Here is an 18,635-nt window from a genome sequence, read left to right as displayed (position 1 = left end):
ACCTTGCGACTGTCAGTTGGGGTTGCGATAATCGGCGCATATTTATAAGCCGCGGGAAAGCACCCGGGCACATTACCCGTACTCAAGCACAAGTACTCAGAACAAGTACCCACTCACAAGCAAAACGTCAGGAAAAGGTCACCCATGTCAGCAGTCGCCAGCAGTGAAATCTCCAAGCGCCTCGATGCCATTCGCGCAGAAATGGCCGCCAATCAACTCGATGCCTTCATCATCCCCCGCGCCGATGAGTATCTTGGGGAATATGTGCCTGAGCATAATGAGCGTCTTTATTGGGCCACCGGCTTTACCGGCTCTGCCGGTATGGCGATTGTGATGAAAGAGACCGCCGCCATCTTCGTTGACGGCCGCTACACGGTGCAGGTACGCGATCAGGTAGACGAGCACCTGTATGCCTATGAAAGCCTGACCGATACGCCGCAGCCTCAGTATCTTGCCGACACCCTGGGTGAAGGCTCCCGGGTGGGATTCGATGCCCGCATGCATACCCTGGCCTGGTTTGAACAAGCCAAAGCGGTGCTGGATAAAGCCGGTATCGAGCTCGTTGCCGTGAGCGAAAACCCCATCGATAAGCACTGGCACGATCGCCCTGTGCCGGACATAAAACCCCTGCACCTCTTCAGTGATGCCGATGCAGGCAAGACCAGCGCCCAAAAACGTGCCGAGACAGGTCTCTTGGTGAAAAAAGCCGGTGGTGATGTGGCGCTTATCACAGCGCTGGATTCCTTCTGCTGGCTCCTGAATATCCGCGGTTTTGATGTGCCCAGATTGCCTGTGGTGCTTGGCTCTGCCCTGCTGTGGCAGGATGGCCGTATGCAGCTTTTTGTGGATACCGCCAAAGTCCCTGAAGGTTTCGCTGCCCACGTGGGTGAAGGCGTAAGTGTGCACGCTGAATCTGAGCTCAATACGGCGCTTAACAATCTTGCCGGTAAGAAGCTGCTTGCCGACCCCAACAGTGCCAATGCAGCCAGCCAGCTCACTGCCCGTGAGGCCGGTGCCAAACTCGTTGCAGCCATGGACGTGGTTGCCCTGCCAAAGGCCGCCAAAAATGCGTCTGAGCTCAAAGGCATGCGTGAATGCCATGTACGCGATGGCGTCGCCGTGAGCCGCTTCCTCGCCTGGCTCGATGCTGAAGTGGCTGCTGGTCGTCTGTACGATGAAGCCGAGCTGGCCGACAAGCTTGAGAGCTTCCGTCTGGAAGACCCACGCTACCGCGAGCCAAGCTTTGACACCATTTCCGCTGCCGGCGCCAACGCCGCCATGTGCCATTACAACCACACCAATGGCACGCCTGCAAAACTGACCATGAACAGCATCTATCTGGTGGACTCGGGCGCCCAATATCTGGATGGCACCACAGATGTCACCCGCACCCTGGCCATTGGTGAGGTCACCGACGAGCAAAAGAAAATGGTCACCCTGGTGCTCAAGGGCCATATCGCCCTGGACTGCGCCCGTTTCCCCAAGGGCACCACGGGCCAGCAGCTGGATGCCTTTGCCCGCCAGTACCTGTGGCAACATGGCTTTGATTATGACCATGGAACAGGCCATGGTGTTGGCCACTTCCTGAGCGTGCACGAAGGCCCACAGCGCATCGCCAAAAACAGCAACTCCGTGGCACTGTTGCCCGGTATGGTGGTGTCTAACGAGCCCGGCTACTACCGCGCCGATGGCTTTGGTATTCGTATCGAAAACCTGATTGTGGTGCGCCACTGCGAGGCCCTCAAAGGCGCCGAGCGCGAGACCTATGAGTTTGACGCCCTCACCCTTATCCCCATCGACACCCGCCTTATCGACAAGGCGCTGCTGACCGAGGCCGAGGTGAATTGGCTCAACCGCTACCACAGCAAGGTATACAACACCCTGTCACCGCTCATGTCCGGTGACGAGCTGGTCTGGCTGACGAAGGCCACCCAAGCTATCTGATAAAAAGCGCCTTCGGGCGCTTTTTTATTACTGTTTTTATGGAGGAAAACCATGTTCGCCGTTATTTTTAAAGCCACCGTCAGCAAGCTCGATGACCAATACAGCGCCATGGCCGCCGAACTCAGAAAGCTCGCCTTCGAGAAATACAATTGCCGCGACTTTATTGCCGTCACAGAAGGAGCAAAGGAAGTTGCCATCTCCTACTGGGACAGCGAGGCCGATATCCTCGCCTGGAAGCAGGACGCGCTGCACCGGGTTGCCCAGCAAACAGGTGCCGAGCGCTGGTATCTGAATTATCAGGTGGAAGTGCTGGAGCTGAAGCGCAGTTACAGCGCGGGCTGAATCACCACGAATAAATATCCATATGACTTAGCAGTATTTTGACAAGGAGTTCCCCATGCTGACGCTGTACATTGCCAATAAAAACTATTCCTCCTGGTCGCTGCGCCCCTGGCTGCTGCTGACCGAGCTGGGGATTCCCTTCGACGAAAAACTGCAGCCCTTTGGCGACAGCGACTTCAAACATTTCTCCCCCACGGCCAAAGTGCCCTGCCTGCTGGACGAAGGTGAGCCCGTGTGGGACTCACTGGCGATTATCGAGTATCTGGCCGAGAGCCACACAGGCGTCTGGCCCCAGAACAAACAGGCACGGGCCTATGCCCGCTGCGCCGCCGCCGAGATGCACTCAGGATTTGGCACCATTCGCTCCATCTGCACCATGAACTGTGGCATCAGGGTTAAGCTGCACCCAGTGCCGGATGCACTCGAGCGCGAATGGGCCCGTATTGATGAGCTGTGGCAACAGGGCTTAACCCGCTTCGGCGGCCCCTTCCTTGGCGGCAAAAACTTCAGTGCCGTGGATGCCTTTTTCGCCCCTCTCGCCTTCAGGGCACAGACTTATGGGCCCAGGCTGTCGCCGGCCTCTGAGGCTTATGTCGCCACCCTGCTCGACTTGCCGGGCATGAAGAGCTGGTATCAGGCGGCGCTGGCCGAACCCTGGCGTGATGAAGCCCATGAGCAGGAGGCCCGTGAGGCCGGAGAAATTGTGGCTGATTTGCGTCTGGGCCAATGATGAAAACGCGCCAGGGCTGAGGACAGGCCTATGCTGGCAGCCATGGTGCCACGGAGCTGTCAGTACCATCCCGGCATGAATGTAAAAGGCCCGGTTTAACCGGGCCTTTTGCTTGTCACTTTTCGTTGTCGCTTGTGCGCGTCGCTTTTAGTTGTCTAACCAGGGACCTTTGTTAAAAGAGTCCCAGTGAGACCAACTGATACTCGCCGCCATCTTTTGCGGTAAAGCGACGTTCGTTGCGCTGACGGCAATCATCATCGCAGGGAGCCGAGTGCAGCAGGCTCAGCCAGTTGCGGCACTGGCTGATGGCCTCTGTGGCACAGCCTTCGCTCTCCCTCAGGCAAAAGCCGGGCGACTCAACCTGAATATCCTCGATATGGGCCGGATTGGCACTGCCCATGCGGCCATTCTTATCCAGGGTCAACTCCACATGAATATCGCCTGACTTGAGCAGGATGGCACAGGGCTCTTCCTTGTGACCGCAAAGGGCAACAAACTGGGACGAGATTTCCAGACCACTGTGGCTGCCATCTTCGAAGAAGGCCAGCAGGTGCTGGTAGTAAACCACATAGCTTTTCACCATCTTGTGACTGCCCCGCGCCAGCGGAAAGCGGCGGTCAAGAAATTCAGTTGCACTCTCGAGGCTGACTCCCCGTTTGGCGCCATTCACCACTGCGGCAATGGCTTCCCCGATGAAGTGATGCAGTTGTTGCTGATTTTGGGTATTCATCATGGTCATGTTCATTGCCTTGTCCTCGGTCACTTAGCTTCTTGTGGGTTTTGCCACGAAATCCTGCCGGTGGGATGCGTCGTGCAGTCGGTGAATTTCGCTTGATTTTTAGTCTATGTTATTTTTTACTACAATTTCACAATAAAAATTTTACAGTGTGAATTTTACAAAATGACCAGTGAAAAAAGCCTGATGCGCCAATCCCATTTTCTGGGCACCAAGATCAGAAACTTACGGAAGCGCAATCACTTAACCATGGAAGATCTGTCTTCACGCTGTGTACGTGTGGATCCCGGTTCGGCCCCCTCAGTGTCATACCTGTCGATGATTGAGCGGGGAAAACGGGTGCCCAGTGCGGCCATGCTGGAAGTGATTGCCAAGGTATTTGAAAAGTCACCGGAATGGTTTCTGGACGATGCGCCGGAAGAAGACGCCATTACCCCGGACAAGGGACGCCGGGGTGGGATCAGTGGCATGGCGCTGGAGCCGGGCTTTTTGTTTTCCAAGGATATTCTGCAAATTGCCATTCCCGAAATGCTGTCGCAAACCGGGATCAGTGGCCGCCAGTTTGCCCATTTGCTGATCCGCGCCCACCAGGAGCATCATCAGAATCATTTCCCCGACCTGGAACGCGCCGCAGAAGAAGTCGGTGAGAAGCGGCTGAATCTCAGTGGAGAGGATCTGACGGCTATCTGCAAACAGATGGGCATGAAAATTCGCTTCTTTAAAGAGCCACCTCAGGATCAGGTTGACGATAACGGTGTGCCTACCCATCAGTTGGTGACCTCATTTTTCGAACCGCCCTCCACCATCTTTATCAACGAAGCCCTGAAGAAAAACCCCGAGCGGCTGAAATACGATTTGGCAGTGCACATAGGCCACTGCGTGCTGCACAACAAAGACGGGCTGAAGAATGTGCTGGCGGTGGGACGTGGCATAGGCACAGGTGAGCAGGATACCGATATATCCTCCACCGTGAATGCCCAGGATATCCTGAGTGCCTGGCGCGACTTTGAATCCAGCTTTTTTGCCGGCGCCCTGCTTTGCCCCAAGGTGCCTTTCCGGCAGTTATTGGAGCGGGGAGGCTATGAAATTGATACCCATAAAAAAATCGGCGTGTCGGCCTCGGTGGCCATGCGCCGTATGACTGTGGTGTCACCCTACCCCCACTGGCATTACTTCGATGCCTACGCCCCGGGCAAACTCAAGGCGGTATACCGGGGTAACGGCATTCCCCTGCCCTGGGGCAATATGCGTCAGGTGCCGGATCCCTGCCAACACTGGGCGGTGTTTCGCATGATAAGCGAGCCATCCGATGGCAGCTCGGCGCAAATCTCCATTCTGGATGTGGGTGGCAGCCCGCGTATTTACTGCTGTGAGTCCACCAAGGTGGTGGATTTGGCCGGGAATCACCATGTGCTGTGCGCGGGCATCGATTTGAATCCCGCCATCGATGCCCAGGGAACCGACGCCTTAAGTCTTGCCGAGGCACTGAAGGACCACTGCGTGGCGTCTGGTGGTCAGGGGGAAATTCCCACTGCCATTAAACGCCAGCTGATGAGCATAGCCCGTATCCTTAACATCAATTGGGTGGAGCGTGGCATACACAAGGGTGCCAGGTTGATTTGCTCACGGGGGAATGTGTGCCCGCGCAAACCCAGCTGTTATGGGGGCTGCAAGGGATAAGCGTTTTAAGCAGGTCAGTGCCGGGCCTGCTTTGTCCGAAGCAATAATGAAGCAATAAAAAAGGCCGCCTCCCGGGAGATGTGGGAAGCGGCCTTGCCTTCAGGCAATAAGGTATCAATGACCTTAGAACTTCACCTCGGCACCCAGGTAACCGTAACGACCCTGGCCGCCGCCATAGGCACTGTCATAGCTACCAGAGCCACCGATGACGAAGGGGCCACGCTCATCGAACAGGTTGTTTACCCCACCGTACAGACGCAGCTCGGCGTTGCTGCCCAAATCAAATCCGTAGGATGCAGAGAAGTTATGGGTAGTGACCGATGGCAACTCATTGCCCCACAAAGGCTCAGGGTTGGCCACACAGGCTGCATCGGCAGCAGCGCAATTTTCGGCGTTCAGCTCCATGGCTTTTTCCCAGCTTTCATGGGTTGACTGGCTGCGGCGAATATCACTCTTGTACTTCACGCTCCAGCGCAGACGCAGGTTGTCCAGGCGCCAGGTGAGCGACGCCGAACCCTTGTCTTCGAAGATGCCGGAAGACAGCTGACCCAGGTAGGAGTTGGTGTACTGACCATCAGGACCTGTGGCTGTGATGGTGTAGTCAATCACATGGCTCCAGTCGAGCTTGAGCTTGAGATCGCCCCAGGCATCCAGATCGTACTTGTAGTCGAGCGCCAGATCGTATCCGCTGGTGCGGGTCTCATCGGCGTTAATCACACGCTGCTGTACTTCGATGATTTGACCGTCTCCATCACGCTTGATGTCGTTACAGAAGGCGTTGTCATCACCATAAGGCAGCGAAGAGGCATAACAGAACTTGATGATGTCTTCGTTCTCGAGACTGGTCATGGCATCTTCAATCTTGATGTCATAGTAGTCCACGGCAACACGCAACCCTTCAATGAAGGAAGGCGCCAGAGACACACCCACGGTAAAGGTTTCGGCCGACTCCTCTTTGAGGTTCTCGTTACCTACGTTAGGTGAATAACCATTGTTATCGTCATTAAACACGCCATCGGCGGCGATGGTTGCGGCAATACCCGGATCCTGGCGGCAATTGGCATGACCTTCACCGGTGGAAGTTGCCGTTACACCATCACACACATCGCTGAAGCTGTCGTAATCGCCCCGTGGTGGAGAGAGCAGCTCTGTGATGGTTGGCGCACGTTGGGCAGTAGCCCAGTTGGCACGAACCATATAACCTTCGGCAGGCTCGTAGACCAAACCGGCCTTGTAGCTCTTGATAAGGTCAGTGGTAGACCAGCTGTAATCAGCCACACGCAGCGACAGATCCATGGACAGGCTCTTGGCGGCGGTAACATCCCGCAGCAGCGGCAGTGACGCCTCACCAAAGGCTTCGTACACACTGACATCGCCCTCAAAACTGGGCACATAGTTAAAGGTCACGCCACCGTTTGGCACGTTGGTGTCAACACTTTGGGTGTCGCGGCGATATTCAAAACCAAATGCAGAGGCAACAGGACCGGCGGGCAAATCAAACAAATCGCCGGTGATATAACCCAGCACGTTGGTCATGGTGATATCAGTGGTGATAGTGGGGTTGGAGCGAATATAGTTGGCCGCGTCGACGCTGATAGCGCCTTCACCGAACAGGTTAACAGGCACACATCCATCGGCGCGGGCATCACTGTCGATACACTGAATAGTGCCATCGGCGAGTTTCTCAGCCTGCAGTGCATTACGCAGCTTCACCACATCAATTTCGTTCTGACGGTTTTGTTCCTGACGGAACTTGCCGTAGCCCACCGACAAATCCCACTCCCAGTTGTCCCACACAAAGCCTCTGAGGCCAGCCCAGCTGCGATAGGTGGTACGGGTGTTTTCGTTAACAATGGCACCCACTTCGGCAAAGTTTCTGTCCCAGGTGATGCCGCGAGAGCTGGCACCATCAAAAATTTCCTGGGGAACGAAGGGGTTATTCTTCGGAATACGGCCAACGTACTCCTCAACAAATTCACCGGTCACAGGATCCCGCACCAGGGCGAATTCGTTTTCGTCTGAGCTTTCAGGTGACTTGTTGTTAACCGAGTGGTTGCGGCTGTATTGCAACTGGAAATAGGCCTGGGTGCCCGAGTCAAAGTCATACTCAGTCTTCACGGCGGCAGCCACTGACTCATCGGGTACTTTCAACCAGTCAAACTGCTGGAAGTGGATACCGTATTTTTCTTCGTGCCAGTCGTTACGGAGGGTTTGGCCGTCATACCAAAAACCGGCATCTGGTCGGGTACTGCTGGCTTCGTTGAATACGCCACCGGGAATGGAGTCGTTCAGGTCGCGCCAGTCTGCCTGGGTGATATCACGCATACAATGGGCGTTGGTTCTCAGCGCCGTATCGTAGGTTTCGGTGAGCATGGTGTTACACATGCGCTTGGTGTCATACGACCAGGATTCCTGCTGCTGGGCTCTGTTCCTGTCCCAATAATCCAGGCCCCAGTCCTTATTGTAAGAGGCGGCCATAAACAGGTAGCCCTTGCCATCGGCATAGAGAGCACCGAAGTCACCATCTACACCCAACTCTTCACCGCCGCTTTCGGTCTGGCCAGAGCGCACGTTGAAGGTAACACCTTGTTTGTCCTGCTCGGTGATGATGTTCACCACACCGGCAACCGCGTCTGAGCCATAGGTGGCAGATGCACCACCGGTGATGATTTCCACCTTGTCCACAAAACTGGTGGGAATGGTCGAGAGGCTGACATAGTTACCTGAGTAACTGTTGGATACCACTCTGCGACCATCAATCAGGGTCAGGGTGCGGTTGGTGCCCAGATTTCGCAAATCGATGGTCGACAGACCGGTATTCTGGACGCTGGATTGCGAGTTGGTGTTGCTGGTGCCTTCGGCAACCTGTGGCAGTTCATCCACCAAAATGGCAGACAGAGAACCTGTACCTGCATCATCAATTGCTTCACTGTCCAGTGTCGCCAGTGGGGTAGCCACCGAAAAACTGTCCCTTTTGATGCGTGAACCGGTTACGGAAATTTTTTCAATGGTTTGCTGCTCAGCTTCAGCGTTTTGCTGGGGCTGATTTCCCTTAACCTGGGAAACTTCAACTTCGTCGGCCGCCACTGCTGTCATGGACATACCGCCCAAAACCGCAGCCTGAATGGCCAATGTCAGAATGGTCTTTTTCATGCTTCTCACCCTTCCCTGCATTGTTGCAGTGTTTTGCTGGACTTTTAATTACGCGCACTGACTCTGGACAGTTGCCAAAGCCCCTCCCTTCCGCAATCTTTATTAACCTTGTTAACAAAGCGCTAACGGCAATTGAGGTTTTACGGTGCTGATGAAGTCCGGGCAATTCAACGGGTGTCGTTTCTATCCCCCTTTTATCTCTATTTAAAGTCTATTTATTTAATTTCAATTAGTTAGTAGGAAATCAAGCCATATCTTATGGGTGTTGATTGGGGAGATAGAGATTAAATAGAGGCGTGATTTTGATGGCTGGCTGTGAGACCCAACCAACAAAAAAGCCACCCGGGGTGGCCTTTTTCAGAAGCGTCGGCATTAACCCAAAGCGTAACGGGCGATGGTTTTTTGAATGCCGACCACGTCGGTGCCGCGCTTGAGTTCTTTTACCAATGGCTCGTGCTGGCCCGAGATCCACAGTTTCAATTCGGCATCCATATCGAAGGTACCTGCAGTTTCCACCTGAAAATGCACTATCGCCTTGTAGGGAATGGAGTGATAACTCACTTTCTTGCCAGTAACGCCTTGCTTATCAATTAATATCAATCGCTTGCTGGTAAAAACAAACAGGTCACGCACCATTTTATAGGCCAGTTGCAACTCTTCATTGTCGCCAAGGATAGGCGACAACTCAGCGGTGAGTTTGCCCAGGTCCACCTCACTGGCATTGCCCATCAGGGCATCCAAAAATCCCATTAATACCTTCTCCTGCTGTGTTACCGGTTTGTGGTCATGCAAGATTATCGCATTGGCCCATCGCCTGAAATACAAAGCGCCGAAAGAAAAAGGCAGAAAGAAACGCCTCGAAATAAAAACGGCGACCCAGGGTCGCCGTTTTTGATGGTACAAGGACTTAACCCACCACCAGCATTTCACACTTGTGGCAGTCAAACACCAACTTAAACTCCTTGCCACCCAGCTCCATCTGCAGGGGGTCTGCCTTAATGCCCGGCACTTCCTTGGGGCACATGTTGTAACTGTAGCGAATGCAGTGCTTGGTGATCATCAGCGGCGCATCTCCTTTAACCGGACGCACTTCATAGGCATCGCGGATGGAAACCACACCGTGGCGGGTGTAGAAGTCTTTGGCCTTCTGGTTGGCGACGTTACTGAGGTAGGTCATGCTGCGCTGGGGGTAACGCACGCTGTCATCACGCTCCCAGGGCGTGGGGCGCTGGTAGCCCTGGATACGGGCTTGACCAAGGGCCTCCACCGCGTCGCGGCGCAGATTATTAATGACAGACGCAGGCGCAAATACGGTAGCAGCATCACCCAGTTCAATCTCACCCAGGCAAAAGTCAGTGTTTCCTAACTTACCCAGATTCTTTTTCAGCCCGTCACAGTTGCGCTCAATGTCTTTGGCCTGCTGCTTATCGAAGTCAGCGGTTACTGTCACTGAATGGCCATGATTGTCAAAGGCGGTCAATGCCAGCCCCTGCTCTCGCTCAGCCAGGGCAAAGTTAACCGTCACCAAACGCTCGGCCGACTCTTTGGCCAGCAGCATCTCAAATGCCTGATCGTGGTTACGGTAAAGGGTAACACCTACCCGCAGGTCTTCCGGCACCGTCTTGAGATAGAGCACATTGCCTTCGGCGCGGTTTACCCTGAATCCGGTCAGTTTGTCGTCTGACAAACGGGCCTTTTCATAGTTTTTGGCAAAAAAGCCCAGACCATCGCCGTTATTGAATTCGGCGGTGGAGTCTACCACTATGTGGTCTTTGGCGATTTTGCTGACCTTACCCACATCAATCCCGAGGTATTTTGGGGTACGGAAGTCGGCGATGCCCGGCTTGCGATCATGCACAAAGTAATCTGTCTTGCCACGGTTAAAGCTCTTGTCCGGATCCGGCACAAAGCTGTAGCTGCAGCGGCCGTGGGAGGCACTCTCAAACTCGGGGCGACGGGCCATGATTTCATCGAGCTGCTGCCGATAGTGGGCGGTCACGTTTTTTACGTAACTCAAGTCCTTCAGACGCCCCTCAATCTTGAAAGAGCGAATACCGGCATCTATCAGGGCTTCGAGGTTTTCAGTCTGGTTGTTGTCTTTGAGCGACAGCATGTGCTCGTTGGTGGCAATCACTTCGCCCTTACGGGTACTGAGGTTCCCCGGCATACGGCACTGCTGCGAGCACTCACCCCGGTTGGCACTGCGGTTATCAGTATAGGCTTCACTGATATAACACTGGCCGCTGAACGCCACGCACAGGGCGCCATGGATAAAATACTCGAGCCGCATCTTGGTTTCAGCCGCCACGGCGCGAATTTGAGTGAGGCTCAGTTCACGGGCGAGCACTGCCTGAGAAAAACCGACGTGCTCCAAAAAGGCCACTTTTTCCGGCACCCGGTTATCCATCTGAGTACTGGCGTGCAGCGCTATCGGCGGCAGTTCCAGCTCCAGCAGGCCAATATCCTGAACGATAATGGCATCGGCACCGGCTTCGTAGACTTCCCAAATCAGCTTGCGGGCGTCTTCCAGCTCAGAGTCAAACAGAATGGTGTTTACGGTAACAAACACCTGTGCATGGTAGCGGTGGGCAAACTCACACAGACGGGCAATGTCGGCAATGCTGTTACCCGCGGTGTGGCGGGCGCCAAAGGCGGGGGCGCCTATGTAAACTGCATCGGCGCCATGACGAATGGCTTCGATTCCGTAATCGGCGTTTTTAGCGGGAGCCAACAACTCCAGCTTATTATCGGCAAGCTTAACCGGCTCAGGGTTTACCTGGGCCTGGGGTTTGCCGGGAATAAAAATCTCAACGCCTTCTGTACTCATGAATCAAACTCGTCTGCTGGCCTGACTGAATGGCCCGGTAGAAAAATCGGACGCAGAGTATAGCAGAGCCAGTCTTTCAGGAAAGACTTATGCGCTGGCGTTTAAAAAATAATCAGCCCTCAATCTGGTTGGCAGCACCGTAAAACACCGCCAGCCATACACTGGGGATGGTCGGGTCGGTCGCTTCTACTCTATGACGCACATGGGCGGGAATATTCACATAATCACCGGGTGCCATGGCAAGACTGCGGCCATCCTCATAGGCCAGCACCGCACTGCCACTGAGCAGCACGACCCATTCATGCTCGTCCTGGTCGTACCATTGGCCCGCTGCTGTGCTGTGCCCCAGTGACACTATGCGCTCAATGCGGCAATCAGAAGACCTAATCAGGGTTTCGAAGACTTCCTCACAGAGGTTTTCTGGAAGCTCGGTAAGAAGGTTCGCCATAATCAGCTTTTGCTCCGGCTTTGCTATAAATCGCGTTGCTGTAAATCGCTTTGTGGGGCCAGTCATCCTCAGTCGCCAGAGAAAATCCCCCGCTACAGTTTTCCCATTCGTTCAGGGATAGCCTGCTTTTTGCCCTCATCCTTCTGTAACGTCTGAGGAAAGCTGTGGAATTGAATCTATCACGGGCACACAGGCTGCTCAATGTTACGCCCCAAGTCCCCCACTGTGACTGACAAATGGGTCACATCAGGGCCCAGAGCAGTCTGCTGCCATAAAAGAAAAGCGACCCAAATGGGTCGCTTTGCGCATGAATTAATACGGCTTTTATCAGTGGCTGGACTTCTGAAACTCACCGTAGGCCCGATAGGGGATCTTGAAGAAAATGATGTAAAACACCGGCACAATCAGCAAGGTCAGCACTGTCGCCACACCAAGGCCGAACATCACTACCGCCGCCATGGACTCAAAGAAGGCATCGGTGATAAGGGGCAACATCCCCAGAATGGTCGTGACGGCCGCCATACATACGGGCCTGACACGACTAACGGTAGACTCAAACACGGCCTGGAAGGGTTCCTTGCCCTCGTTGATTTCCAGATTGATTTGGTCGAGCAGCACTATGCCGTTTTTAAGCAGCATCCCCGAGAGGCTGAGCATCCCCAGCAACGCCATAAAGCTGAAGGGTTTATCCAGTACCAATAATCCCAGGGTAATACCGATAATGGCCAGCGGGACACAGGCCCAGATAACCAGCGGCTTACGTACCGAGTTGAACAGGAATACCGTCACCAAAAACATAAACAGGAAGCCCATCGGCAAAATGGCAAACAGTGACTCCTGCGCATCCTGAGATGATTCAAACTCCCCGCCCCACACCAGTTCATATCCTGGCGGCATGCTGATGGCCTCCACCTGTGGCCGAACCTTGGCAAACAGCTCCGCAGGCAGCAGGTCGTACTCAAAATCAGCATCGGCGAAAACGGTCAGGGTACGCTTGCGGTCCCGGCGCTGAATAATGGGATCCTCAAACTTCACTTCGAATCCATCCACTACCTGCTGCAGAGGCACCAGGGTATTCAGCACGGGGCTCCAGATGCGGATGCTTTCCATGGACTCGATATCGACCCGCTCATCATCCGGCAACCGGCCCACGATGGACAGCAGATTGGTGCCCTCCCGGTATACCCCTATCTGCAACCCGGCAAAAGAAAACTTAAGCGCCTTGTCCACTTCACTCTTAACTATGCCCAAACGTCTGGCCTGGGTCTCGTTAAATCTGGGCGCTATGTATTTCACCCGCTCGCGCCAGTCGTGGCGCACATTCACTGTGCCCGGTGTGGCCGCAAATACCGCCTGCACCTCTGCCCCCAGAGTTCTGAGCACATCGGGGTCAGGACCTGAAATCCGGGCCTCAATCTTGGCATCGGTCGAGGGGCCTACCTCCAGCCGTTTGAACTTGAGCTGGGTCTGCGGGAAGCCCGCCTCCATTTCGCGGCGGAACTGGGTCATCACCCCCTCGAGGGTCTCGAAGGCGCTGGTGCGAATGGCGATTTGGCCGTAAGAGGCGTAATTCTTTTCGGGTGCGTAAGTCAGCATAAAGCGGGGGAAGCCCTTGCCAACTGTGGACGCCACAAACTCCACATCCGCCAGCTTCGCAGCCTTGTCTTCCATGGCAGTCACTATCCGCTGAGTTTCGCGGATATCAGTCCCTTCAGGCAGCCACACATCCACCAAAAATATGGGGGTGGTTGAGGGTGGGAAAAACGACTGTTTCACATAACCAAACCCGGCCACAGACGCTACAAACGCCAGCACAACGGCGATTACGCTCACAAAGCGATAGCGCATGCACACATCCAGCGCGACTTTATAGAGTGTGAAAAAGGCGCCGCCGTAGGGATCTTTGGTTTGCCCTTCAAGCTGCTCCTCCCCTTTATCACCAAAAAACAGACTGGCAAAAAAAGGCGTGATGGTGATGGCGGTGATCCAGGAAAGGAACAGGGAGAACAGCAGCACCCAAAACAGCGAGCCGGCAAATTCTCCGGTGGAGTCCGGTGACAAACCAATGGGTGCGAAGGCAGTGATGGCAATCACTGTAGCCCCGAGCAGCGGCCACATGGTTTGCTTTACAATGGCATCGGACGCTTCCAGGGTGGTTTTTCCCTGCTGGCGACCAATCAAAATCCCTTCCACCACTACAATGGCATTGTCTACCAGCATCCCCAGCGCAATGATGAGCGCCCCCAGGGAAATACGCTGCAGTTCAATCTCGGCCTGCAGCATCAACACAAAGGTGCCCAAACAGGTTAAAAACAGGATAAGGCCTATCAGGATGCCGCTTTTCACGCCCATAAAGAACAGCAGCACGCCTATCACAATCACAACGGCAGCAATCAGGTTCCACACAAAGCTGCCGACGGAGTTGTCTACTTCCACCGGCTGGTTATACATGGTCTCAATTTTGATACCGGCAGGACGGGCTGAGTCAATTTGAGCCAACTTGTCATCAACGGCCTTACCTACGGCTACCACGTTGACGCCGGATGAAAATGAAATCCCCAGGTTAATGGCACGCTCACGGTTGTAACTGAGCACATTGGTGGGGATTTCCTGGTAACCGCGACGCACGGTGGCCACATCTTTCAGGTAGATAAGCTTATCGCCCTGGGTACCGGGGATGATGAGTTCCTGTAATTCCTCCACCGAACGGGAGCTTCCGCTGGTGCGAATTTTGAGGTTGTCACCGGCAACCTGAATATTACCCGCGTCCGACACCATATTTTGTGAGTTGAGCAAGTTGGCAATCAGATTGGGATCCAGGTTTGAACTGGCGGCCTTATTCACCGACATTTCTACAAAAATCTGTTCTTTTTGCTCACCGGCCAGGGACACCTTACCGACACCGGGCACCAGTTCCAGCTCACGCTTCACAAAGTCCACATAGTCTTTGAGCTCGCGGTAGCTGAAGTCCTTACCTGTGATCATCAGCATGATGCCATACACATCGCCAAAGTCATCGTTCACCATGGGGTGCTGTGCACCTGGGGGTAAGCTCGCGGCCATATCATTGACCTTGCGTCTGAGCTCATCCCAGATTTGTGGCAGCTGGTCCGGACCATAGGTGTTTTTCATGGTCACAGTGATTTGCGACAACCCGGCGGTGCTCAGCGACTTTATCTTGTCCACATAGGGCAATGCCTGAATCGCTTTCTCTACCGGATAGGTGACCTCTTCTTCCACCTCGGTGGATGTGGCTCCGGGGTAGAGGGTGATAACCACTGCGTCTTTAATCGTAAAAGGTGGGTCTTCCAGCTGGCCCAGTCCGAGAAAGGCAACACTGCCTCCCAGCAGAAGGATCAGGGTAAACATCCAGCTGATGACGGAGTTCTTGACGAAATAGCCTGCTACGCTCATTGTCTGTCCTTATCCCTGAATCAGTTCAACTTGTTGGCCATCCACCAGGCGTGATGCTCCCTGGGTTACCACCTGCTGTCCGTCGGCGAGCCCGTCAACCACTTCGATGCTCTGGCCTACAATTACCCCCAAACGCACAGGTTTGAATTTAACGCTGCCGCTGGCAGCGTCATAAAGCCACACCCCGGCATCCTGCAAGTCAATATCGCTGCCATCGCGCATTACCACAGCGCTGATTGGCAACAGGTACTCACGTCGGTAGGTATAGGTGGCCTTGCCTAAATCCACAGTAACCTTGGCTGGCATCCCCTCCAGCACCTTAACCCCATCGGGTAACTCCACAGCTATAGTGGCCACGTAAGTATGGGATTGGGGATCCTTTTCGGTGTTCACTTCCAGCAGATGTCCAACAAAGTTTTTGTCCGGGAAAGCCTCAAAGGACACATCAAAGCCCTGCTTTTGCTGACCTGATTCCGCCCTTCGAGACACGGCAATCAAGAGATCGGGCACCTGCACATCCACTTCGATACGCTCAGTTCTGTGGACGCTGAGCACTAGGGTGCCCGGCTGAACGTTTTCAAAGGATTTGAGAAACACATCGCCAATCACCCCATCGAAGGGAGCTTTGAGCTCGGTATATTCCAGCATCAGCTCTGCCTGACGGGCTTCGGCGCGGGCAACCAGATATTCGGCATTCATCTGATCGTATTCCGCCTGGGCCATGAGTTGCTGATCCACCAGGATTTTGGAGCGCTCTGCCTGCTTGCGGGTTACGTCAAGACGGGCGCGGCGATCATTCAGTGCAATCTGAAAGTCGTTTTTTTCAAGTACGGCGAGTACATCACCGGCCTTGACCCTCTGCCCCTTGGTGACCGGAATACGGGCAATACGCCCTTCGACCCGAAACGCCAACGTCGTCAGGTCCTGCGCGCGGGCCACGCCACTGAACACCCGAGTCACCTGATTTTCGGTGCTGGGTATGGTGTAAACGGTGACCCTTGCAGGCTTATGCTCAATCTCCGGCGCCTGCCGACATCCGCCAAGCAGCACCAGTAACCCCAGCAGAGTAATCCCTATCGCTTCTTTCATGATCACAGTCCCCGCTCCTTCACCCAGCGCACCGCGCTCTGGCCATCACTGAGTTCGTCGGCGCCCGCAACCACGACAAAGTCGCCATCATTCAGCCCGGATACCAGAACACCGTCCTTCAACACTACTTCCGCCTTTTGCAGCCGCTGTGACTCCGGTAGCCAGCGGAATACCCAGGTTTTCTCGCCTTCCTGCACCACGGCACCGGCTGGAATACTGGGAGGGGGGATCAGGGCTTCGGTAGGCAGGGATACCCGTACAGTGGCCGACATCCCCGGCAAAATGTTGAGCTGCTCAGGCATAGGCAACGTCAGGATCACGGTATAACTGCCGGTACTGCTGTCGGCCACAGTGCTCATTTCTTTCAGGGTGGCGGCAAACCAGCTGTCCCGGCTGTCAAAACGAACTTCCGGCGTCAACAACTTACCGGTAGTGGCCTGATAACTTTGGATAGGGCCTATGTACTGTTCAGGCAATTGAAAACTCACATCAATCAGGTTTTCACTGCGCACACCAAGTACAGGCTCCTGCGCCCTGACGAATTCGAACTGGCGTTTATCGCGTTTGGATATCACACCATCGTAAGGGGCCAGCAGGCGGGTATAGGCAAGTTCCACTTCGGCTTTGTCCAGCGCTGCTTTGGCGACATCATGATTACTCTTGGACTTGTCAAAATCGTTGCGCGACACCACACCCTGCTCTACCAGGCTGAGATTACGCTCATAGAGCACCTTGGCCAGCGCATACTGAGCTCGGGCGACTTCCAACTGCTGTTCGTAGAGTGCCGGGTCCAGCTTAGCCAACAGCTGCCCGGCTTTTACCTCTTCACCGGGACGCACCAGGATGTCCATGATTTCACCGCTGACGCGAAATGACAGCCCGGCACGTTCCGATGCCCTGACCTCGGCCGGCAACAATCTCTGGTTCATGCCTTCGGCCAACGTAATTTGACTAACCTTAACCGGTCGGGGGGCCTCACCAGTCGTGGCTTGCGAGGCTGACGGGAGCCAAAGGGCCCCCAGCACTGCGGCAATACCTATCCCGGGAAACGGCCTGAGCTTGCTCATGGGAAACTCCTGTAAAGGTGCAACAGTATTAAAAATAACCACCAAGTGGGTAACAGTTTGACAACAAAACCAATAAGTTTCCACATAAATGCAGGGGTTAATTGAAAATCGCTGTCAAAGATAAATCACAGATTTCAGACATAAAAAAACGGAGCACCAGGCTCCGTTTCTTCACTTCAGCGAGACTTACTTAACGAAGTCTACACCCAGTTGGATATCACCCTTGAGGGTATCCAGCATGGCATCGCGGGCGTTGGCTTCAAACGCACTCACTTCGCCGTAAGGCAGTACTTTTTCTACGCCGTTTTTACCCAGCAACACTGGCTGAGCAAAGAACACTGCGTGCTCGCTGCCGCCGTCAACATAGGCGCATTCAACCACATTGGCTTCGCCTTGCAGACCACGGATAAGAGACATACCGAAACGGAAAGCAGCCTGACCCATAGACAGGGTAGCGCTGCCGCCACCGGCCTTGGCTTCTACTACTTCGGTACCCGCGTTCTGGATACGCTTGGTCAGGGCAGCAACTTCTTCATCAGAGAAGCTTACGCCTTCGATTTGAGACAGCAGAGGCAGGATGGTCACGCCGCTGTGGCCGCCAATCACGTTTACTTTCACGCTGGCTACGTCAACGCCCTTGGCTTCGGCAACGAAGGTCTCGGCGCGGATAACGTCCAGAGTGGTCACACCGAACAGGCGGTTCTTGTCGTAAACACCGGCTTTCTTCAGCACTTCAGCAGCGATGGCCACAGTGGTGTTTACTGGGTTGGTGATGATACCAACCAACGCTTTTGGACAGGTCACTGCCACTTTTTCAATCAGGTTACGGACGATACCTGCGTTGATGTTGAACAGATCAGAGCGATCCATACCTGGCTTACGGGCCACACCGGCAGAAATCAGTACCACATCGGCACCTTCCAGCGCAGACGTTGGGTCTTCACCGGCAAAACCTTTCACCTCAACGGCAGTTGGGATGTGGCTCAGATCCACAGCAACACCTGGTGTTACAGGGGCAATGTCATACAGAGACAGCTTGGAACCAGCAGGCAGTTGGGTTTTCAGGAGTAGGGCGAGGGCTTGGCCGATACCACCGGCGGCACCAAGAACAGCAACTTTCATAGGTATTCTCCGTTATATCTCGGAATTTGTGAGGTAGATCCTCAAATGATGGCGCCACATTAAAGCATCGTCACACAAATTTC

Annotated in this window: 13 protein-coding genes; 4 read left to right on the top strand and 9 right to left on the bottom strand. The window is 54.4% G+C overall.

The window, feature by feature from the left end:
• The first annotated feature begins 144 nt into the window (after window positions 1-144).
• From K0H63_RS03800 to K0H63_RS03790, 3 genes are read left to right on the top strand one after another with little or no spacing between them, the layout of a single operon-like run.
• On the top strand, window positions 145-1,944 hold the full coding sequence (locus K0H63_RS03800; protein ID WP_220066796.1) for an aminopeptidase P family protein: 1,800 nt from the start codon (window positions 145-147) through the stop codon (window positions 1,942-1,944).
• Window positions 1,945-1,995: 51 nt separating this feature from the next.
• Entirely contained in the window at window positions 1,996-2,286 is a 291-nt protein-coding gene (locus K0H63_RS03795) for an antibiotic biosynthesis monooxygenase family protein (RefSeq protein WP_220066795.1), read from the top strand.
• Window positions 2,287-2,341: 55 nt separating this feature from the next.
• Entirely contained in the window at window positions 2,342-3,016 is a 675-nt protein-coding gene (locus K0H63_RS03790) for a glutathione S-transferase family protein (RefSeq protein WP_220066794.1), read from the top strand.
• A gap of 172 nt (window positions 3,017-3,188) precedes the next feature.
• On the opposite strand, the gene K0H63_RS03785 is transcribed toward K0H63_RS03790, so the two are convergent.
• A complete protein-coding gene (locus K0H63_RS03785; RefSeq protein ID WP_220066793.1) occupies window positions 3,189-3,761 on the bottom strand; it encodes an aldolase/citrate lyase/malate synthase family protein in 573 nt (190 codons plus the stop codon).
• 156 nt (window positions 3,762-3,917) lie between these two features.
• Between K0H63_RS03785 and K0H63_RS03780 the strand changes: the two genes are divergently transcribed.
• The gene (locus tag K0H63_RS03780; RefSeq protein WP_220066792.1) at window positions 3,918-5,432 is read left to right on the top strand and encodes a DUF3612 domain-containing protein; all 1,515 of its coding nucleotides are present in this window, start codon (window positions 3,918-3,920) and stop codon (window positions 5,430-5,432) included.
• A gap of 123 nt (window positions 5,433-5,555) precedes the next feature.
• Here K0H63_RS03780 and K0H63_RS03775 read toward each other — a convergent pair whose 3' ends face one another.
• The 8 genes from K0H63_RS03775 to mdh form a co-directional block, all read right to left on the bottom strand.
• A complete protein-coding gene (locus K0H63_RS03775) occupies window positions 5,556-8,585 on the bottom strand; it encodes a TonB-dependent receptor plug domain-containing protein (RefSeq protein ID WP_220066791.1) in 3,030 nt (1,009 codons plus the stop codon).
• Between the two features lie 372 nt (window positions 8,586-8,957).
• Window positions 8,958-9,335, bottom strand: coding sequence for a PH domain-containing protein (locus K0H63_RS03770; protein ID WP_203326048.1), 378 nt, complete (start codon window positions 9,333-9,335; stop codon window positions 8,958-8,960).
• Between the two features lie 157 nt (window positions 9,336-9,492).
• Window positions 9,493-11,412: a peptidase U32 family protein gene (locus K0H63_RS03765; RefSeq protein WP_258405651.1), complete on the bottom strand. Its 1,920-nt coding sequence runs from the start codon at window positions 11,410-11,412 to the stop codon at window positions 9,493-9,495.
• Window positions 11,413-11,524: 112 nt separating this feature from the next.
• Window positions 11,525-11,860 carry a cupin domain-containing protein gene (locus K0H63_RS03760; RefSeq protein ID WP_220066790.1) on the bottom strand — a complete coding sequence of 112 codons (336 nt, stop codon included), beginning with the start codon at window positions 11,858-11,860 and terminating at the stop codon, window positions 11,525-11,527.
• A 327-nt stretch (window positions 11,861-12,187) separates the two neighbouring features.
• Window positions 12,188-15,274 carry an efflux RND transporter permease subunit gene (locus K0H63_RS03755; RefSeq protein WP_220066789.1) on the bottom strand — a complete coding sequence of 1,029 codons (3,087 nt, stop codon included), beginning with the start codon at window positions 15,272-15,274 and terminating at the stop codon, window positions 12,188-12,190.
• A 9-nt stretch (window positions 15,275-15,283) separates the two neighbouring features.
• Window positions 15,284-16,363: an efflux RND transporter periplasmic adaptor subunit gene (locus K0H63_RS03750; protein WP_220066788.1), complete on the bottom strand. Its 1,080-nt coding sequence runs from the start codon at window positions 16,361-16,363 to the stop codon at window positions 15,284-15,286.
• A 2-nt stretch (window positions 16,364-16,365) separates the two neighbouring features.
• Window positions 16,366-17,430 (bottom strand): efflux RND transporter periplasmic adaptor subunit, encoded by a 1,065-nt coding sequence (locus tag K0H63_RS03745; RefSeq protein ID WP_220066787.1) that lies wholly within the window; start codon window positions 17,428-17,430, stop codon window positions 16,366-16,368.
• Window positions 17,431-17,616: 186 nt separating this feature from the next.
• A complete protein-coding gene (mdh, locus tag K0H63_RS03740; protein ID WP_220066786.1) occupies window positions 17,617-18,552 on the bottom strand; it encodes a malate dehydrogenase in 936 nt (311 codons plus the stop codon).
• Window positions 18,553-18,635 lie beyond the last annotated feature (83 nt).

Source organism: Shewanella zhangzhouensis (genome assembly GCF_019457615.1).
In the GTDB taxonomy this organism is placed as follows: Bacteria; Pseudomonadota; Gammaproteobacteria; order Enterobacterales; family Shewanellaceae; genus Shewanella; species Shewanella zhangzhouensis.
Note: the sequence above shows the minus strand (reverse complement) of the source record. Positions and strands in the feature narration are given on the sequence as shown.